This is a genomic window from Cohaesibacter gelatinilyticus (assembly GCF_900215605.1).
Classification (GTDB): Bacteria; Pseudomonadota; Alphaproteobacteria; order Rhizobiales; family Cohaesibacteraceae; genus Cohaesibacter; species Cohaesibacter gelatinilyticus.
In genome coordinates, this window is the sequence record NZ_OBEL01000001.1 from 1,529,811 (window position 1) to 1,548,314 (window position 18,504).

16 protein-coding genes are annotated in these 18,504 nt (G+C 49.7%); 8 read left to right on the forward strand and 8 right to left on the reverse strand.

Annotated features, from left to right (window positions below; all coding sequences use genetic code 11):
- Positions 1 to 123 precede the first annotated feature (123 nt).
- From parE to CRO57_RS06860, 6 genes are all read left to right on the forward strand, one after another.
- Positions 124 to 2,184: a DNA topoisomerase IV subunit B gene (parE, locus tag CRO57_RS06835; protein ID WP_097152550.1), complete on the forward strand. Its 2,061-nt coding sequence runs from the start codon at positions 124 to 126 to the stop codon at positions 2,182 to 2,184.
- 5 nt (positions 2,185 to 2,189) lie between these two features.
- Positions 2,190 to 2,621, forward strand: coding sequence for a TIGR02301 family protein (locus CRO57_RS06840; RefSeq protein ID WP_097152551.1), 432 nt, complete (start codon positions 2,190 to 2,192; stop codon positions 2,619 to 2,621).
- 196 nt (positions 2,622 to 2,817) lie between these two features.
- Complete coding sequence (locus CRO57_RS06845) at positions 2,818 to 3,096, forward strand: hypothetical protein (RefSeq protein ID WP_097152552.1); 279 nt, start codon at positions 2,818 to 2,820, stop codon at positions 3,094 to 3,096.
- Positions 3,097 to 3,230: 134 nt separating this feature from the next.
- Positions 3,231 to 4,004: a hypothetical protein gene (locus CRO57_RS06850; protein WP_210200772.1), complete on the forward strand. Its 774-nt coding sequence runs from the start codon at positions 3,231 to 3,233 to the stop codon at positions 4,002 to 4,004.
- A 180-nt stretch (positions 4,005 to 4,184) separates the two neighbouring features.
- Entirely contained in the window at positions 4,185 to 5,690 is a 1,506-nt protein-coding gene (locus tag CRO57_RS06855) for a DEAD/DEAH box helicase (protein WP_097152553.1), read from the forward strand.
- Between the two features lie 342 nt (positions 5,691 to 6,032).
- The gene (locus CRO57_RS06860) at positions 6,033 to 7,091 is read left to right on the forward strand and encodes a GGDEF domain-containing protein (RefSeq protein ID WP_097152554.1); all 1,059 of its coding nucleotides are present in this window, start codon (positions 6,033 to 6,035) and stop codon (positions 7,089 to 7,091) included.
- Between the two features lie 76 nt (positions 7,092 to 7,167).
- Here the strand turns inward: CRO57_RS06860 and sufA are convergent, their stop codons facing one another.
- From sufA to CRO57_RS06895, 7 genes are all read right to left on the reverse strand, one after another.
- A complete protein-coding gene (gene sufA / locus CRO57_RS06865; protein ID WP_097152555.1) occupies positions 7,168 to 7,554 on the reverse strand; it encodes a Fe-S cluster assembly scaffold SufA in 387 nt (128 codons plus the stop codon).
- 103 nt (positions 7,555 to 7,657) lie between these two features.
- Positions 7,658 to 8,026 (reverse strand): SUF system Fe-S cluster assembly protein, encoded by a 369-nt coding sequence (locus CRO57_RS06870; protein WP_244580061.1) that lies wholly within the window; start codon positions 8,024 to 8,026, stop codon positions 7,658 to 7,660.
- Between the two features lie 120 nt (positions 8,027 to 8,146).
- Positions 8,147 to 9,400: a cysteine desulfurase gene (locus CRO57_RS06875; RefSeq protein WP_097152557.1), complete on the reverse strand. Its 1,254-nt coding sequence runs from the start codon at positions 9,398 to 9,400 to the stop codon at positions 8,147 to 8,149.
- A 67-nt stretch (positions 9,401 to 9,467) separates the two neighbouring features.
- The gene (gene sufD, locus CRO57_RS06880; protein WP_097152558.1) at positions 9,468 to 10,772 is read right to left on the reverse strand and encodes a Fe-S cluster assembly protein SufD; all 1,305 of its coding nucleotides are present in this window, start codon (positions 10,770 to 10,772) and stop codon (positions 9,468 to 9,470) included.
- 23 nt (positions 10,773 to 10,795) lie between these two features.
- Positions 10,796 to 11,548, reverse strand: coding sequence for a Fe-S cluster assembly ATPase SufC (sufC, locus tag CRO57_RS06885; protein ID WP_097152559.1), 753 nt, complete (start codon positions 11,546 to 11,548; stop codon positions 10,796 to 10,798).
- 73 nt (positions 11,549 to 11,621) lie between these two features.
- Positions 11,622 to 13,106: a Fe-S cluster assembly protein SufB gene (gene sufB / locus CRO57_RS06890; RefSeq protein ID WP_097152560.1), complete on the reverse strand. Its 1,485-nt coding sequence runs from the start codon at positions 13,104 to 13,106 to the stop codon at positions 11,622 to 11,624.
- Between the two features lie 261 nt (positions 13,107 to 13,367).
- Entirely contained in the window at positions 13,368 to 14,549 is a 1,182-nt protein-coding gene (locus CRO57_RS06895; protein WP_097153260.1) for a cysteine desulfurase family protein, read from the reverse strand.
- Between the two features lie 319 nt (positions 14,550 to 14,868).
- Here CRO57_RS06895 and CRO57_RS06900 point away from each other — a divergent pair, with 319 nt between their 5' ends.
- On the forward strand, positions 14,869 to 15,573 hold the full coding sequence (locus tag CRO57_RS06900) for an alpha/beta hydrolase (protein ID WP_097152561.1): 705 nt from the start codon (positions 14,869 to 14,871) through the stop codon (positions 15,571 to 15,573).
- 278 nt (positions 15,574 to 15,851) lie between these two features.
- On the opposite strand, the gene CRO57_RS06905 is transcribed toward CRO57_RS06900, so the two are convergent.
- Entirely contained in the window at positions 15,852 to 16,997 is a 1,146-nt protein-coding gene (locus tag CRO57_RS06905) for an anhydro-N-acetylmuramic acid kinase (RefSeq protein WP_244580026.1), read from the reverse strand.
- Between the two features lie 183 nt (positions 16,998 to 17,180).
- On the opposite strand from CRO57_RS06905, the gene tyrS reads away from it, so the two are divergent.
- The gene (gene tyrS, locus CRO57_RS06910; protein WP_097152562.1) at positions 17,181 to 18,440 is read left to right on the forward strand and encodes a tyrosine--tRNA ligase; all 1,260 of its coding nucleotides are present in this window, start codon (positions 17,181 to 17,183) and stop codon (positions 18,438 to 18,440) included.
- Positions 18,441 to 18,504: the final 64 nt, after the last annotated feature.

The following is an 18,504-nucleotide window of genomic DNA, read 5'->3' on the forward strand; positions in this document are numbered from 1 at the left end:
CCCTGTTGATTCGAGCCGTTCTGAGAAGGCTTGAGCAGCCTGATGACGCCAAAAGTGCGAAAATGGCTGCCTGTCAAACAGGTATGATTCGTGCGGCCCTCAAAAGCAAAGCCAAGGAAATAGATGTCTGCGTCCGACGATCTTTTTGCCGATCCTGCTGCTCAACCAGTACCCAGCAAAGCGGTAGCAAAACCCAAGTCACAATCCAAGGCTCCAGAACCGGCCAGCGCACCTACCCCTATTCCCGCATCCAAGGCTGACTATACAGCGGCAGACATTGAGGTACTGGAAGGTCTCGAACCTGTTCGCCGTCGCCCTGGCATGTATATAGGTGGCACGGATGAAAAAGCCCTTCATCATCTGTTTGCAGAAGTCATCGACAACTCGATGGATGAGGCCGTTGCCGGTTTTGCCAGCTGGATTGAGGTCGAACTTGACGCAGATGGAACCCTGAATGTTACAGATAACGGACGTGGTATTCCTGTCGACCCTCACCCCAAATTCAAAGACAAATCCGCTCTGGAAGTAATCCTGACCACCCTGCATGCAGGCGGTAAATTTGATTCCAAGGTTTATGAAACCTCCGGTGGTCTGCATGGTGTGGGTGTTTCTGTGGTAAACGCCCTGTCTGAAACGCTTGTTGTGGAAGTTGCCAGAAACAAGAAGCTTTTCCGTCAAACCTTTTCACGTGGTATAACGCAAGGTCCGCTAGAACATCTGGGTGATGTCCATAATCGTCGTGGCACCAAGGTTTCCTTCAAACCTGACCACGAGATTTTCGGTACCAAGCTACGCTTTCGCCCGGAAATTCTGATGAAAATGGCACGCTCCAAGGCCTATCTCTTTGGTGGCGTTGAAATTCGCTGGACCTGTGCACCGGAACTTCTGGAAAATCTACCTGAGATTCCACCTAAAGCGACTTTCCACTTCCCTGGCGGTCTGAAGGACTATCTCTCAGCATCACTGGGTAAGCAAAACTTTGTCACACCGGAAATCTTTGCGGGCAAGACCGAAAAGACAGGCGGCCATGGCGCTGTAGAATGGGCCGTTTGCTGGTATGCAGGCGACGGTTTCTCAAATTCTTACTGTAACACTGTTCCGACGCCTGAGGGCGGCACCCACGAAAGTGGCCTACGTACCGCCCTGCTCCGTGGTTTGAAGAATTATGCCGAGCTGACCAACAACAAAAAAGGCGCTTTGCTCACGGCAGATGATGTCATGACATCCGCAGGCGCCCTGCTCTCCGTCTTCATTCGCGAACCGGAATTTGTCGGTCAGACCAAGGATCGTTTGGCAACGACTGCAGCAACTCGCATAGTTGATCAAGCCGTGCGTGACCAGTTTGACCACTGGCTAACCAATGCCCCACAACAGGCCAATCGTCTGCTGGAATGGGTGGTTGATCGCGCCGAAGAGCGCTTGCGTCGCCGCAAGGAAAAAGACGTCAGTCGTAAATCAGCGGTGCGCAAATTGCGCTTGCCGGGCAAACTGGCTGATTGCTCACAAAATGCCAAAGGCGATACCGAGATCTTCATCGTGGAGGGTGACTCGGCCGGTGGCTCTGCCAAACAGGCTCGTAATCGCTCCACCCAGGCGGTCTTGCCACTGCGCGGCAAAATCCTGAACGTGGCCAATGCCAGTCGCGACAAGCTTGCTGCCAACCAGTTGTTGGCCGACCTGACCCAAGCCTTGGGCTGCGGAACACGCAAAACCTACAGTGATGATGAGCTTCGCTATGACCGCGTCATCATCATGACAGATGCTGATGTCGACGGTGCCCATATTGCCTCACTTCTGCTCACATTCTTCCAACGTGAAATGCCAGAGTTGATCCAGAATGGTCATCTCTATTTGGCCATTCCACCGCTTTATCGCATCAGCCAAGGCGGCAAAACACTTTACGCCCGTGACGATGCTCATAAAGATGAGTTGATGGAAACCGAGTTCACTGGTAGAGGCAAAATCGATATCGGCCGATTTAAGGGCCTTGGTGAAATGCTGCCAGCACAGCTGAAGGAAACCACCATGGATCCTTCCAAACGTATCTTGCTGAAAGTACAGATCATCGATAACGAGCCGGGCGAAACCAAGGACGCGGTAACACGCCTGATGGGCAATAAACCGGAATCACGCTTTCAGTTCATTCAGGAAAATGCAGAATTTGCGACTGATCTGGATATCTGATACGGATGATTGGGCGTGCAATGACAGCTTCCTGGAACAAGAAATTGCAAAAAGTACAGATACTGGCCCTGCCCTTTATACTGATGCTATTTCTTTGCATTTCTCCCACGATGATCTGGGCAGCAGACAAAAACCTGCCACCTTATGAGACGCAGCTTCGTCGTCTGAGTTCCATCGTAGGAGCTCTGATGCATCTCGATCCTCTCTGCAATCAATCAGATCCCAAAAGCTGGCACAAAACCATGACAGCAATCCTCAAGGCCGAAAACCCTGATGATGTACGCAACCGCCAGCTGACCGATCGCTTCAATCAGAGTTATCGCACCTATTCTTCCACCTATGAAACTTGTAACAATCAGGCACGCAAAGTCACCAGCCTGTATCGCGAAGAAGCAACATCGATTTTGACAAATCTGCAGCTCAAACACGCGCGTTAACCAAATTTCTTAAAACCCGACGAATAACTTTAACTTTTTCTTAATCATACAGACGCAACCCGTGGCTAATGTGCTATCCCTATGTTGAAGCAGTGCCATATCTCCACTGATAACTTGTAACACAAATCAAGCTTCTGGAGATTTGGCCAATCCGGACACGAGGAAGAATCCGGCAATCAACAGCGAGGGACAGGCCATGAAATTCGATGATCATTCCACACAACAGCATTCATCAGACTTGGAAGGCATCGAACTGGAGCGTCAAAAACAGCATGTCCTGACATTGCTGAATGATTTTTGGGATGAAGCATCAGACGAAGGTGTTGATCAGGATTTGCTGGCCCATGCAGCATTATTTCAAGCTCTTTCCAGCTTCGTTCTCGCTTATGGTGAAGAAGCTGTTTCAGACATGTGCAAGAACCTGTCCAGCCGCGTCATGGCAGGCGACTATACAGTCGGACGCATCCTGCAATAAGCGCTCCTCTATGATCCGAAGAACACAGTTCAATACCATCTTAAACAAAACCGGACAAACATATTTCCAGTTTTTGCTCAAGATGGTAGCCTTTCTCAAAAGCTCTTCGGTTTATCAGGATGGGACAGCAGCTCATGCGTCGTCAGTCAATAAGACTTGTTCCCTTATTCTCCTGCCTCGCGGCGTCTCTTGTCAGCAATCCTACTGCAATTGCCGCGAGCTCCGTCACCACGGAACGCATCATCGGACTTCCCAACTATTCAACGTCAAGTCAAGAGACTCCGGCGACGCTAAACGGTGACATAAACAACTCTGCCGGTAGCGGAGCAAGCCTGAATGGTGATGAAATCATCAACCAGGAACCGGAAGGTGCTGAAGGACAGCTTGCTGTCCCTCCTTTGGAGGCTGATCTGCCCATCACTATTGCGCCCGATGCCCCATTGCCAAGAATTTTCTATGATATCTCCAGTGCACCCAGTGGTGTACAACGAATGCATGCGACATTGCTGGAAGCCACACAGAGCGGCGATATGGAAAAGATGCGCATAGCCATCGAGATCAATGAATTGCCTCCCATAATTGGTTTTGACGAAGGTGAAACGGACCCGATCGCACAATTACGATCCCTATCAGGAGACCCAGAGGGTTCAGAAATTCTTGCTATCATGAATGAAATCCTGGAAGCCGGATACATCATTCAAGACAAAGGCACTCCGCAGGAGCTCTATATTTGGCCCTATTTCGCTGACTATCCATTGTCACGCCTTACCAGACCACAAAGAGTGGAACTGTTTCGATTGATAACCGCAGGTGATTATTCCGAAATGCAGGCTTTGGGACATTATATGTTCTATCGCATCGCTATAGGTCCGGACGGAACCTGGCACTATTTCACCGCTAGTGATTAGCTCAATTTGTTCGACATTGGGGAAAAGGCAGCAAACAGGGTAAAAAATCACTCAAATCAACCCTATTTAGCGCATTTGATTGACAAATCGTGTCAAAATCGTATGGTTCGCCCACATTTCCGGCAACCCTTGTGCTGTCATTTATTGAGAGCACAAAGCAACATATGGTTCCATCATCGGATGAAATTTTCGGATTTAGGTCTGAGTTCCAAAGTGCTCGCTGCTGTAGAGGCAGCTGGTTACGAAACTCCCACCCCTATTCAGGCGCAAGCCATTCCTCATGTCCTTGCTCGCAAGGATGTTCTTGGCGTCGCCCAAACCGGAACCGGCAAGACAGCATCATTCACCTTGCCGATGCTGTCCTTGTTGGAAAGTGGTCGTCCTCGGGCAAGAATGCCCCGGACCCTCATTCTGGAACCAACCCGTGAGCTTGCTGCACAGGTAGAACAAAGCTTTACTGTTTACGGGCAAAATCATCGCCTGACTGTAGCACTCCTCATCGGTGGTGTCTCATTTGCAGATCAGCTCAAGAAGCTTGATCGCGGTGCAGATGTTCTGATTGCCACACCTGGTCGACTATTGGATCACTTTGAGCGCGGAAAATTGCTGCTGAATGCAGTCGATACTTTCGTTGTCGATGAAGCTGACCGGATGCTGGATATGGGGTTCATTCCTGATATCGAACGGATTTGCAAACTGCTACCGCCATCTCGGCAGACTGTATTTTTCTCCGCGACTATGCCATCGGAAATCCAATCTCTTGTAGATCAGTTCTTGCGTAATCCGGAACGAATTGAAGTTGCTCCGCCTTCTTCAACTGCAAAGACAATCACACAAGGCATAGTTGCTTCCGGCAACAAGCCTTGGGAAAAGCGCGAAGTGTTGCGCAACTTGATCACAGAGGCACAAGAGCTGCAAAATGCGATCATTTTCTGCAACCGAAAGCGTGACGTGGCAACTCTGTTCCGATCACTGAACAAACATGGCTTCAATGCAGGAGCCTTGCATGGTGACATGGATCAAACCTCACGTATGGCCACATTGGATAAATTCAAGTCTGGTGAGCTGAGCATATTGGTAGCCAGTGATGTTGCTGCTCGTGGGTTGGACATTCCAACGGTAAGCCACGTCTTCAATTTTGATCTGCCAACCCATGCAGAAGACTATGTCCACCGAATTGGTCGTACAGGACGCGCTGGCCGCGAAGGAGTTGCCCTTTCAATTGCCACCCGCAATGACACCAAATATCTCGATTCCATTGAAAAACTCATTGACGAGAAAATAGCGTGGCAAGGCGATGGATCATTCCCCGAACGCAGCGATGAAGACGAAGAGAGCAGCAGATCTCGCAAAGGGTCCCGTAATTCTCGTCGCACCCGCTCCGGAAAGAAAGACAAGGACAATTCACCACAACGCGAGGCTCGCGAAAGAAAAGAAAGCCCGGCTTCATCTGAAAGCCAAGAGGAACGTAGACCACGCCCACGCAAGGATCGCCAAGAGCGCCATAGCGAAAACTCCGAAAGTGCAAGCAGAAATCGCTCACCGCAAGGGCGCGGCAGACGAGGCAGAGATCGTGACGACAAACAAGTCATCGGTATGGGCGACCATGTGCCTGCCTTCCTGTTGGCGCCGATCAGGCCTCCCAAACGCAAAACAAAAAAGCTTGAAAGCAAGAGCGCTGAATAAAATCAACCCCGCTTCAAGCGGGGTTTTTTATGCCCAAATTTCTCAACCAGATTGTCAAAATACGCCTCAAGGCGGGGAAATAGCGGTCTCTATTTCATCCCATTTAGTCAAAATTTTTTAAAATAGACAATGAGATCAAAGCCAATATCAACTTGGTGATTTCGGTATTACCGGAATACAACTGCACATAGGGAATTTCCTCATGCACCCTTTGAGAAATATAGGTTTTTGTGTAGCTGACATGCCGTATTTAACGTCGTCTTAAAGGTTAAACCTCTAATCTGATCCCAATCGGGGATGACGAATGAGGGGTCACGCTTCTAGCTAGCGTGTGTGATAAGAATGGATAACATAGACTTCAAGCGCACATATATATACGGAGAGTCGGCCTTGGGGAATCTCAAGAAGAACCAGACTCCCGCCTATCCGCGCAATTACGAAATCTGGTATACCTACGCCGCAGGTTTCAATCGTGGTCTGAACAAAGCAATTAATGATATCTTGCGTGCCAAGGGCAAGATATCGACCCAGGAACTCGACACCATTTATAACGAACACCTTTCCCCTAGTCGCCTGAGCGACAGAGTGGATGAGGTGGGAAGCGAGATTTCACGAGAGCTGCGCTCTATTGTCCGTGAAGTTGAGGATTATGTTTCAACTGCATCAAGTTACGGCGACTCTCTCGTAGGGGCATCTCAAGATCTGTCAAATACTGAAGATCGTCAGGTCATTCGAGAGATCGTTGCTCAGCTCATTTCTGAGACAAAAGAGGTTGAGTCTCAAAACCGTGCCCTGAGCGAACAACTTGCAGCTTCCCAGGAACAAGTATTGGAATTACGAGAAAGTCTGGACACCATCCGTTACGAATCTTTGACGGATGATCTGACCACTCTGGCAAATCGCAAGCATTTCGACCGTTCGTTGGAAAATGCTTTGGAAGAAGCCGCCGAATCCGGTGAACCTCTTTGCTTGCTTATGACGGATATCGATCATTTCAAAAAATTCAACGACACTTTCGGCCATCAAACCGGTGATCAGGTTTTGCGTCTTGTGGCTGTATCCGTAAAGCAGAATGTGAAGGGTCAGGATGTTCCATGCCGCTATGGTGGCGAGGAATTCGGTGTCATCTTGCCTCGTACCAATCTGCGCCAAGCGGTCGCTGTTGCCGAGAGTATTCGCAAAGCCGTCATGGCAAAAGAGCTGATAAAACGCTCAACTGGCGAAAACCTGGGTCGTATCACCATCTCGATTGGTGCATCTACTTTTAAACCGGGCGACACTCCGCAAAGCTTGATTGAGCGTGCAGACCAGTGCCTCTATGCGGCAAAACGCGGTGGTCGCAATATCGTAAAAGCAGAAACCGATCCGGGCATACTGCAAGAAAATAGCGATGTCGCATAAGACCTAAGATTAAATCGAAACAAAAAAGCGGCTTTGAAGCCGCTTTTTTATTAAATGAATTCCTGAACCATCAATGTTAGGCATGCTCACGCAGCTTTTCCAGCGCAGAGGGGTCAACTGGCGTCAGAGACACCGAGTCACCGCAACCACATGCTGAAGATTGGTTGGGATTATTGAAGGTGAAACCAGAGCGAAATTTGGTGACCTCATAACCCATCTCGGTTCCCAACAGGAACAAGACAGCCTTGGGATCCACATAAACACGGACACCCTTGTCTTCGACCAGATCATCCTTCGGATCAGGATCTGTAACTTTATCCAAGACATATTCCATACCCGCACAGCCGCCATTCTTTACGCCGACGCGAATACCTTGCAGAGAATCATCTGATCCATCGACAATGCTGCGAATACGTTCCGCTGCTTCATCCGTGATTGACAGAACTTGAAACCGTCCAGTCATTTAGCCGTCCTTCCTGATCAATCTCGCTTTGCTCCTACACAATTTGTACCGGTCCCTCAACCAATCACAATCACATAGACCAACTGTTATGCATTATATGGGATCAATACCAGTTGATAGCAACCTTTGCTTCTTCGGACATGCGATCCGGCGTCCATGGTGGATCAAACACCATATTCACTGTCACCAAACCAACTCCATCGACGGAGCTAACAGCATTCTCCACCCAACCCGGCATTTCGCCAGCTACCGGGCATCCTGGAGCCGTCAATGTCATATCCACTTCCACATTACGATCATCATCAATATCAACACGATAAATCAGGCCGATCTCGTAGATATCTGATGGAATTTCTGGATCATAGACAGTCTTCAACGCCGCAATGATATCTTGCGTCAAACGCTCAAGCTCTTCTGGAGCCAGATTGGAGCCAGGCTCCATAGCGGGCACATTTGGCTCGATCTCTTCCATATTCGAAGTCGTCTCACTCATGTCATACTCTTTCCAGCCGATCGTGTCTTGCAGTTTACCATAAACAGCCCAGACGAAACATGGAGGGCATTTTCAGTAAGCCGTCAGACCCGGTAACGGCTATGCAAAAAAATCCTGAGCCTTGATCAAGGCCTCAGCCAAACGATCAATTTCTTCCACAGTGTTGTACATACCAAAAGAAGCACGACAGGTAGACGTCACACCGAAGCGCTGCAACAATGGTTGAGCACAATGCGTCCCCGCACGAACTGCAACACCAGAACGATCAATAACCATTGAAATATCATGGGCATGAACCCCTTCCATTTCAAAAGAAACAATCGCCCCCTTCTCTTTGGCTTGACCCAAAATCCGCAGACTGTTGATCTGACCAAGACGCTCATGGGCATAGGCACGCAGCATTTCCTCATGCTCTGCAATACGATCCCGGCCAATCTTGTTCATGTAGTCCAACGCAGCACCCAATCCAATAGCTTGCGCAATTGGTGGCGTTCCAGCCTCAAACTTGTGAGGCGCTGTGCCATAAGTCACACCGTCTACAGTAACATCCTTGATCATCTCACCACCGCCCATGTAAGGCGGCATGGCATCCAGCAGCTCGTGCTTGCCATAGAGAATACCAATGCCTGAAGGTCCATAGAGTTTATGGCCAGTCATAACAAAGAAATCGGCATCCAAATCCTGTACATCAATCGGCATATGAACAGCACTCTGGCTGCCATCAATCAGAACCTTGATACCACGCTCGTGGGCTTTTTTGATGATTTCCTTCACCGGAACGATAGTGCCAAGCGCATTGGACATCTGAGTGATGGCGATGATCTTGGTACGATCTGTCAGAAGAGCCTCAAACTCTTCCATCAGAAAATTGCCATCACCATCTACCGGCGCCCATTTGATAACGGCACCAGAACGCTCACGATGATAATTCCAAGGCACTATATTGGAATGATGCTCCATGATGGAAAGGATGATCTCATCCCCCTCACCCAACACCATGCCACCATAGGAAGATGCAACCAGATTGATGGCTTCGGTCGAAGAACGGGTGAAAATGATATTATTTACCGAAGATGCGTTCAGGAAACCGCGAACAGTTTCGCGCGCTGCTTCGAATCGATCCGTTGCTGTATTGGACAGATAATGAAGACCGCGATGCACATTGGCATATTCATTGGAATAGCACTCACTGATTGCATCAATCACAGCCTGAGGCTTTTGAGCTGATGCACCATTATCGAGATAAACCAAAGGCTTGCCATAAACCTCGCGAGACAGGATCGGAAAATCAGCCCGAATTGCCTCTACGTCATACGGCTCCAGTGACACAACATTTGCAGAATACTCATTCATAATGCCATTTCCTTGCCCCACCACTTCAAGGGACTGTCCAAAGCCAGCCCCTTCAAAGCAATGACAATTAGTGGTCCAGCCCCAACCAGTCGGCGATAAAACCTTCCAGCGCTTCCACTACACTCTCATTTGATACATGCTCGACAGCTTCCGCCAGGAAGGCCAAGACCAACATTTTCTTGGCCTGATCCAGAGGAATGCCACGGGCACGCAAATAGAAGAGCAGATCTTCATCCAGCTCACCGCATGTCGCACCATGGGCGCACTGCACATCATCAGCAAAGATTTCCAACTCTGGCTTGTTGAAGAAGGCAGCATCTTCGCTGAGCAGCAAAGCCTGGCTCATCATCTGACCGTCGGTCTTCTGCGCTGGTTGACGCACAAAGATCTTGCCCTGGAAAACACCCTGCGCCTTGTCATCCATCACAGTGCGATACTGTTCCTTGGAATTACAGTTTGGCACAGCATGATCCACGAGTAATGTCTGATCACTATGCTGATCACGACCAATGATGGTCGCACCAAACAGCTCCGCATCACTATATTCACCTGTGAACTTCACAAAGGCAGTGTTGCGTGTGAACTGACCACCAGTGGACATGGTGAAATGCTCAAAATGAGATTTTTCACCCAGAACGACAGTGGTCGATCCAAGATGAAGTGCATTCTTGCCTTCCGACAACAGACGGGAGACAGAAAGGCTTGCACCATCAGCAATGCGGAAATCAATCGCTTCATTGACCTGATAGGCATTTTCGTCGCCAACAAAGGTCTCGAGAATAAACGCTTTGGCACCCTTGCCAACACTTACACGATTGCGGGTGGTCGCCATTCCGCCACCAATCATCAGAGACAGGATCTCGATTGGACGCTCGACTTCGACACCATCCGCCACATCAATGATGACACCATCTTGCAACAAAGCGGTATTGAGGTTCAATGCATGGTCATTGGCAGCAATTTCCGGATCATCCAGAACGAAGGTGCCCTCTTCCAGTGCCTTGGCGACTGGGATGATGCTTACCTTGCCTTCCAGTGCATCCATGGAAGACAGATCTGCCCGAAACACACCATTGACCAGGACAAGACGATCACACTCAATACCACGAAGGCGTGGTACAACAGCCATCTGCTTGGCTACATCGTCTGCGCTGACATCACCTGCCAGAGACAGATCTGCAGGCATAACCCGTTTCAGATCGGAATATTTCCATTCTTCAACACGTCGATTTGGCAGACCATCCTGACGAAACCTGGCAACGGCATCAGCACGGCGGGAGGAAAACCCCTTACCCGGCAGCTTGGCCTGTGCCCCATCCAGAAGCGCTCCGAGCGCCTCCTCGGAAGGGGTCTTTACGATAGTCAAAGTCATCGCAAAATGCTCCCTTCCCGGCCCTAAGCCGCAGCTCCACTGGTATATTCAGCATAGCCTTTTTCTTCCAGCTCAAGCGCCAGATCCTTGCCACCGGTTTTCACAATCTTGCCCTGAGACATCACATGCACCATGTCGGGCACAATATAGTCCAGAAGACGCTGATAGTGAGTGATGATCAGCATGGAGCGCTCTTCTGAGCGAAGCGCGTTCACGCCTTCGGACACGATGCGCAGAGCATCGATATCCAGACCTGAATCAGTCTCATCGAGCACGCAGAATTTGGGCTCAAGCAGTGCCATCTGCAGGATCTCATTACGCTTTTTCTCACCACCGGAGAAGCCCACATTCAGCGGGCGACGCAACATTTCCTGAGAAACATTGAGCTTGGCAGACAATTCCTTCACACGCTTCATGAAATCCGGAGTTTTCATTTCCGGCTCACCGCGGGTCTGACGCTGAGCATTTAGAGCGGTTTTCAGGAATGTCATGTTGGCAACACCTGGAATTTCGATCGGATATTGCATAGCCAGAAACAGGCCAACAGCAGCACGCTCTTCCGGATCCATTTCCAGAACATTCTCACCGAAGAAAAGCACTTCGCCTTCGGTGATCTCATAGTCATCCTTACCAGCCAGAACGTATGACAGGGTGGATTTACCAGAGCCGTTTGGACCCATGATGGCGTGAATTTCACCAGCATTGATGGTGAGGTTGATGCCACGCAGGATTTTGTTACCATCCACTTCAGCATGAAGATTTTTGATTTCGAGCATTGTAGTCTGTCCTTGTCAGCGCAGCTGTTTCAAGCGCGCCTAAGATAATATTTCCAAGAATGTTCAGCCTGTATCAGCCAACACTTCCTTCAAGCGAGATATTGATCAGCTTCTGAGCTTCAACTGCAAATTCCATTGGCAATTGCTGGATCACATCCTTCACAAAGCCATTGACGATAAGCGCCACGGCTTCTTCTTCGCCAATACCGCGTGCACGGCAATAGAACATCTGATCATCAGAGATCTTGGAGGTTGTCGCCTCATGCTCGAACACCGCAGAAGCATTCTTGCTCTCGATATATGGAATGGTATGAGCACCACACTGATCACCGATCAACAAGCTATCGCATTGGGTGAAGTTACGAGCGTTCGAGGCTTTCTTATGTGCTGATACCAGACCACGATAAGTATTCTCGGAGCGACCTGCGGAGATACCCTTGGAGATGATACGGCTGGAGGTATTCTTGCCCAGATGGAACATCTTGGTGCCACTATCAATCTGCTGACGACCGTTGGAAATCGCAATGGAGTAGAATTCTCCGACGCTATTCTCACCGCGCAGAATACAGCTTGGATATTTCCAGGTAATGGCAGAACCAGTCTCAACCTGCGTCCAGGAAATTTTGGCATTTTTCTCACGGCAATCGCCACGCTTGGTCACGAAATTATAAATTCCGCCCTTGCCTTCGCTATCACCCGGATACCAGTTCTGGACGGTTGAGTATTTGATCTCGGCGTCTTCCAGAGCCACCAGCTCAACCACGGCCGCATGCAGCTGATTTTCATCACGCTGCGGCGCGGTGCAACCTTCCAGATAGGACACATAAGAGCCCTTGTCTGCAATGATCAGCGTGCGCTCGAACTGACCCGTATTCTGTTCATTGATACGGAAATAGGTCGACAATTCCATTGGGCAACGAACGCCTTCGGGAATGTAAACGAATGAGCCATCAGTGAAGACCGCACTGTTCAGTGTCGCATAGAAATTATCTGTTACAGGTACAACGGAACCAAGATATTTTTGTACCAGTTCAGGATATTCTTTGACCGCTTCCGAAATCGGGCAGAAGATGACCCCAGCTTTCTTCAACTCTTCCTTGAAGGTGGTAGCAACGGAAACGGAATCGAACACCGCATCGACTGCTACCTTGGTATGAACGCGGTTTTCTTCGGAAACGCCAGCCAGAATCTCCTGCTCTTGAAGCGGAATACCCAGCTTCTCATAGGTACGTAGAAGCTCCGGATCCACTTCATCCAAGCTCTTCAAGCCTTCGGTATTTTTAGGAGCTGCATAATAATACAAATCCTGGAAATCGATCTTCGGGTAATTTACTCGCGCCCAGCTTGGCTCTTCCATGGTCTGCCAGCGCTTATAGGCATCAAGCCGCCAATCCAGCATCCATTGTGGTTCATCTTTTTTGGCAGAGATAAACCGAATGATATCTTCATTCAGGCCCTTCGGAGCCTTTTCTGTTTCAATATCGGTAACAAAGCCATATTTGTACTGGTCAACGTCGATCTCGCGTACTTGATCGACCGTTTCCTTAACAGCAGCCATCTGCTACTCCATCCTAAGCGGTTTCAAAGACCGCCGGTCCATTGAACTGCCTTATCACGGTCTGGCAATTTAATCATTACCAGTTGACTGAAACCGTCCCGAAATGCCTGATTGCAGAGATTAAAGCATTCCGTTTCAATCAAATGTCGCCAGCAAACCTTACTTGCAATTGCGACACACCCTTTATTTCATCACTCTGTTGGTCCGCCAAAGTGACGCATAACTGATTTTGAGCATCATATAGGAGGCCGGGGGGCCCTTTCACAATGCCAAACTCAGCTTTTTTGAGTGTTTGGCACAAATTTTCGCCAAGACACTCAATAATTTTTCGACGTCCTCCGTCGTGCTTGCCCAGCCCAGACTGACGCGAACAGCAGCACCAGCCAAAACAGCATCAACTCCCATGGCGATCAGCACATGAGAGGCTGAAATCTTGCCCGAAGAACAGGCAGAACCAGAACTCACCGCAACACCGGCCAGATCCAGCTGAATCAACATAGTTTCAGCCCGCATGCCAGGGATGGCGAACTGACTGCAATTATCTATACGGGCAGCTCCTTCACCAAAGATCACAACATCCGGTACCAAGTCCCGCAAACCGGCCTCGAAGCGATCTCGCAGACCACGCAGGCGCGCCATCTCGCTGTCGTTACTCGTATCTTGCGCCTGTTCGAACGCCAACTCGGCAGCAATTCCGAAGCCCACAATGGCCTGAACATCTTCTGTTCCAGCCCGATTGCGATTTTCCTGCGGCCCACCGGTAATCAGCTGCTCTGGTTCCAGTCCTTCACGCGCCATCACCAGCGCCCCGATCCCTTTTGGGCCACCAAGTTTGTGCGAAGATAGCGACATCGATGTGCATCCCACCTGACCAATATCAAGTGGAATGCGACCAGCTGCCTGAACAGCATCAATATGGCAATAAGCGTCGAACTCTTTTGCCAGCTTCGCAATCTCTTCAATCGGCTGTATCACACCGGTTTCGCTATTCACTGCCATAATTGCAACCATGGCGACGCCGTGACTACCATCATGCTGTTCGAGCAGGCCACGCAGCTCCACAAGATCCACAACACCATTTTCGTCAACAGGAATTGAGGTCATTTGGCTTTCAGCAAAGCGTCCACCGGCCAAAACAGATGGATGCTCAACCGCACTGTAATAAAGATGAGAAGCCGATTTTGTCTCGTAATCCCATTTCATATTTGGGGTCAGGGCCTGCATGTTGGCCTCTGTCGCGCCAGACATAAAAATTACACAACCAGAATCACCATTCACAAGTTGCGCAACTTGCGACCGTGCTCGTTCGATCGCCGCGCGCGCCTTGCGTCCTTCCGCGTGAATAGACGAAGCATTACCGACTAGATCCATGGCCTGTATCACCGCCTCTCGCACTTGGGGACGTAACGGCGCAGTAGCGTTATAATCGAGATAATGTCTCACTCTATCACTCGCTTTGTTCACACCTGACAACCAGCCCTTGATCTGCCTTCTTAACCAATGAACAAGGGCATATGCGATTTATTGACGGTAAATATCCCAAAAGACTTGAAATTTCCCCATTTCTTTATGCTATGAAAGAAACTGAGAAATAGATCTTGCCAGTTCCAATTTGGAATAATTCTAAATTGAAGCTAGTGAACTTGTCTTTTTGAGTCAAGTTAAACACAGCCTGATATACCCAAAATTACGTATTTGGGCATTATTGGTCGGGCAAGATCATGATTAAGACAATCGTATTCAGGAGAGGATCGGGCACCCTATGCCAGAGGTGATCTTCAACGGCCCTGCGGGGCGCTTGGAAGGCCGGCTACATCCGTCCAAAAACCGCAAAGCTCCCATTGCACTCATTTTGCATCCTCATCCACGCTTCGGCGGGACGATGAACAATGAGATCATCTATCATCTTTACTACATGTTTGCGCGTCGTGGCTTCACTGTTCTGCGCTTCAACTTCCGTGGTGTTGGTCGCTCTCAAGGTCAGTTCGACCATGGTGTAGGCGAGTTATCAGATGCTGCAGCGGCCTTGGATTGGGTTCAGACCTTCCATTCAGAAGCCCCAGGCGTTTGGATTGCCGGCTTCTCCTTCGGCGCCTGGATCGGCATGCAGCTCTTGATGCGTCGTCCAGAGGTGGAAGGTTTCATTTCCATTGCCCCACCGGCAAACCTCTATGATTTCTCCTTCCTGGCTCCGTGCCCATCTTCAGGGCTCATCACCCATGGTGGAATGGACAAGGTTGTACCTCACAAGGATGTTCAGGCACTTGTGGACAAGCTGAAAACTCAAAAAGGCATCGTGATTGATCAGGAAATCATTCCGGGTGCCAACCACTTCTTCAAGGAAGAAACGGATCAGCTCATCAATGTCTGCGCCAACTATCTGGATCAACGCATCGGCTTTGATTCGTCCCAGCTATTGGACGTCACCGACAGTGATGACAAAAGCGAAGACGCTATCCAGCTATAAACACCATTTACAGGCCGCCCATCTGGGCGGCCTTTTTTACCCTTTATCCTATTTTTATCAAGTTTCAGCCATCAGCTGACGCGGAGCATTTCAGAGAAACTGGCTTCAAACAAACAACGGCAAATCTCCAGCCACCGTACTCAATGCTCAGAAACACAAGCTTGGTATCTGGTCATTCAAAGAAATCGAACATCCGGAAATGTGGGAACGAAAGCAAAGAGAATCAAAAGGTATCAGCTCGACATCAAAGGCTACCGACTAACCCTCAAGATTTGAAGTTACCCTCCAACCATCACGCCACCACTCACAGGCTCATGAACGCCCGTTGTTCCTGGAAAGGTCAAGGGAAGCCCCCGACTTGACCGAACGGCCAGATAGGCAAAAGCTTGCGCTTCCAGTGCATCGCCTTGAAGACCAAGATCATCGGCTCGTCTAACCTCACAATCCAGAGCACCCTGCAATTGGCCAATAATTGCCGGATTATGCTGTCCTCCACCACACACAACAAGGCAGGTTGGTTGTTCACCCTTGAGTTGCTCCATTTGTTCCAACCCCAGGCAAATGGTCTCAACAGTAAAGGCGGTCAATGTGGCAACAGCATCCTCAACCCCAAGGCTCTCAACCACAGAAGCATCAAAAGCATTACGGTCCAGTGATTTTGGTGCACGTTTTTGGAAATAAGGATTGCCTATCAGGCCGACCAATGCCAGGAAATCCACTTGTCCTGCCATGGCAAGACGACCACCTTCATCCATATCCTTATTCAGTTTTCGCCGCACCAGATCATCAATCAGAGCATTGCCCGGACCACAATCAAACGCCGTCAGCTCGTCCTCAGATCCAATCCAGGTGATATTGGACACGCCGCCGATATTGACGAAGGCACAGGGTCGGAGCAGTTCCTGTTTTGCTGCAAGTAGGCGGTGGAATGCAGGCACCATTGGTGCTCCCTCACCTCCATGCTCCATATCATTGGCCCGCAGATCAAAAACAACCGGGCAATTCAGGATGTTTGACAGCGCCTCCCCATCTCCAAGTTGAACAGTCACGCCTTTTGCAGGATCATGCCAAACCGTCTGGCCATGAAAGCCAATCAAATCTGGTCGAGAAACATTTTCATCCAAAGAGTCCAGAAAGACTTGAGCCGCTTCAATATGGTGTTGGGTAACCAAAGCTTCCGCTTCCGCGAGGACACCGGAGCGATCCGTTCGATCTTCCATTCCCTTCGCTGCCTTGATGGCTTGCCCGAGCAGAGCCTTCTGATCTGCAGAATAGGCATGAAATCCATTGGCTACAGGTTCAAACGCATCCTCGCCATCCGTTCGGATCAGAGCCAGATCAACACCATCACAGGAGGTGCCACTCATCAGCCCTAGAGCCAAAACAGGAGCTTCCAATTCCATCAAATGCGCTTTCTTCTGCATTTTTTTATATTTCCTCTCGAATCCGGCCCACTAGATAGTGATCTTTAAAAAGAAGTTTGTTAGATAGTGCGCCTTGAAAGGCTTCAGATCTGTCAATTGTGCAGCATAGCGAACTATCTGTTCCAAGACAGCCCCTGAACGCCACTTTAGCAGTGACACCCGAATTTAAGGAGGAATGCGGCAATGACCGCCTTCAAATCCGAATTTCTACACACGTTGAATGAGCGTGGCTTCATCCACCAATGTTCCGATCCACAAGGTTTGGATAAACTCTTCTCAACCGAAACAGTCACTGCATATACCGGCTATGACTGCACGGCTCCTTCCGTGCATGTCGGCAATCTGGTCTCCATGATGATGCTGCACTGGTTGCAGAAAACCGGTCACCGTCCGATCGCTCTGATGGGAGGCGGCACAACCATGGTCGGCGATCCATCCGGTCGCGATGAAACCCGTCAGTTGCTGACAGCAGAAAAAATTCAGTCCAACAAGGAAAGCATCCGCGAAATCTTCGCCAACCTGCTGGACTTTGGTGATGGCCCCAACGACGCAGTCCAGGCTGATAATGCCGATTGGCTGCTGGATCTGAAATATATCGACTTCCTGCGCGATGTCGGATCCAAATTCTCGGTCAACCAAATGCTGGCGCGCGATTCCGTGAAACTGCGACTGGAGCGCGAGCAGCCGCTTTCCTTCATCGAATTCAACTACATGATTCTTCAGGCATACGATTACACCCGTCTGAACAAGGAATATGGCTGCCGCCTGCAGATGGGTGGATCTGATCAGTGGGGCAACATTGTGTCTGGTATCGATCTCTGCCGTCGCATGAACAACACCGAGACCTTTGCTCTGACCACGCCTTTGATCACCAAATCTGACGGTTCCAAGATGGGCAAGTCAGTCGATGGTGCTGTATGGCTGCGTGCAGACATGTACAGCCCCTATGATTACTGGCAGTTCTGGCGGAACACCGGCGATGCTGATGTCATCCGCTTCCTCAAGCTCTATACCACTCTGCCTATGGACGAAGTGAACCGTCTGGCAGCCCTGGAAGGCAATGAGTTGAACGAAGCCAAAAAGATTCTGGCAACAGAAGCAACAGCTCTCATTCATGGCCGCGCAGCAGCTGACGAGGCCGCAGAAACCGCTCGCAAAACATTTGAAGCGGGTCAGGCTGCAGCTGCAAATCTGCCAACCATCGAGATCAACAGATCAGATCTTGAAGCCGGCATGGGCATACTCAATGCCTTTGTGGCTGCGGGTCTCGCAAAATCCAACGGCGAAGCCCGCCGTAACATCAAAGGCGGCGCCTTGAAGCTGAATGACAAGGCCATCACAGATGATTCCCTGTCTCTGACCATGGATGCCATGAATGATGACGGTGTCATCAAGCTCTCCATGGGCAAGAAAAAGCACATTCTCCTCAAGCTGGCTGACTAATTGCTCACAAGCATTGAGACCCAAACAAAAAAGGCCAGCTGATCTCATCAGCTGGCCTTTTCAT

Excerpts from the sequence above, each read along its gene's own strand:
- parE (WP_097152550.1), top strand. The coding sequence starts at position 124 with ATGTCTGCGTCCGACGATCTTTTTGCCGATCCTGCTGCTCAACCAGTA.
- CRO57_RS06840 (WP_097152551.1), top strand. The coding sequence starts at position 2,190 with ATGATTGGGCGTGCAATGACAGCTTCCTGGAACAAGAAATTGCAAAAA.
- CRO57_RS06845 (WP_097152552.1), top strand. The coding sequence starts at position 2,818 with ATGAAATTCGATGATCATTCCACACAACAGCATTCATCAGACTTGGAA.
- CRO57_RS06850 (WP_210200772.1), top strand. The coding sequence starts at position 3,231 with ATGCGTCGTCAGTCAATAAGACTTGTTCCCTTATTCTCCTGCCTCGCG.
- CRO57_RS06855 (WP_097152553.1), top strand. The coding sequence starts at position 4,185 with ATGAAATTTTCGGATTTAGGTCTGAGTTCCAAAGTGCTCGCTGCTGTA.
- CRO57_RS06860 (WP_097152554.1), top strand. The coding sequence starts at position 6,033 with ATGGATAACATAGACTTCAAGCGCACATATATATACGGAGAGTCGGCC.
- sufA (WP_097152555.1), bottom strand. The coding sequence starts at position 7,554 with ATGACTGGACGGTTTCAAGTTCTGTCAATCACGGATGAAGCAGCGGAA.
- CRO57_RS06870 (WP_244580061.1), bottom strand. The coding sequence starts at position 8,026 with ATGGAAGAGATCGAGCCAAATGTGCCCGCTATGGAGCCTGGCTCCAAT.
- CRO57_RS06875 (WP_097152557.1), bottom strand. The coding sequence starts at position 9,400 with ATGAATGAGTATTCTGCAAATGTTGTGTCACTGGAGCCGTATGACGTA.
- sufD (WP_097152558.1), bottom strand. The coding sequence starts at position 10,772 with ATGACTTTGACTATCGTAAAGACCCCTTCCGAGGAGGCGCTCGGAGCG.
- sufC (WP_097152559.1), bottom strand. The coding sequence starts at position 11,548 with ATGCTCGAAATCAAAAATCTTCATGCTGAAGTGGATGGTAACAAAATC.
- sufB (WP_097152560.1), bottom strand. The coding sequence starts at position 13,106 with ATGGCTGCTGTTAAGGAAACGGTCGATCAAGTACGCGAGATCGACGTT.
- CRO57_RS06900 (WP_097152561.1), top strand. The coding sequence starts at position 14,869 with ATGCCAGAGGTGATCTTCAACGGCCCTGCGGGGCGCTTGGAAGGCCGG.
- CRO57_RS06905 (WP_244580026.1), bottom strand. The coding sequence starts at position 16,997 with ATGCAGAAGAAAGCGCATTTGATGGAATTGGAAGCTCCTGTTTTGGCT.
- tyrS (WP_097152562.1), top strand. The coding sequence starts at position 17,181 with ATGACCGCCTTCAAATCCGAATTTCTACACACGTTGAATGAGCGTGGC.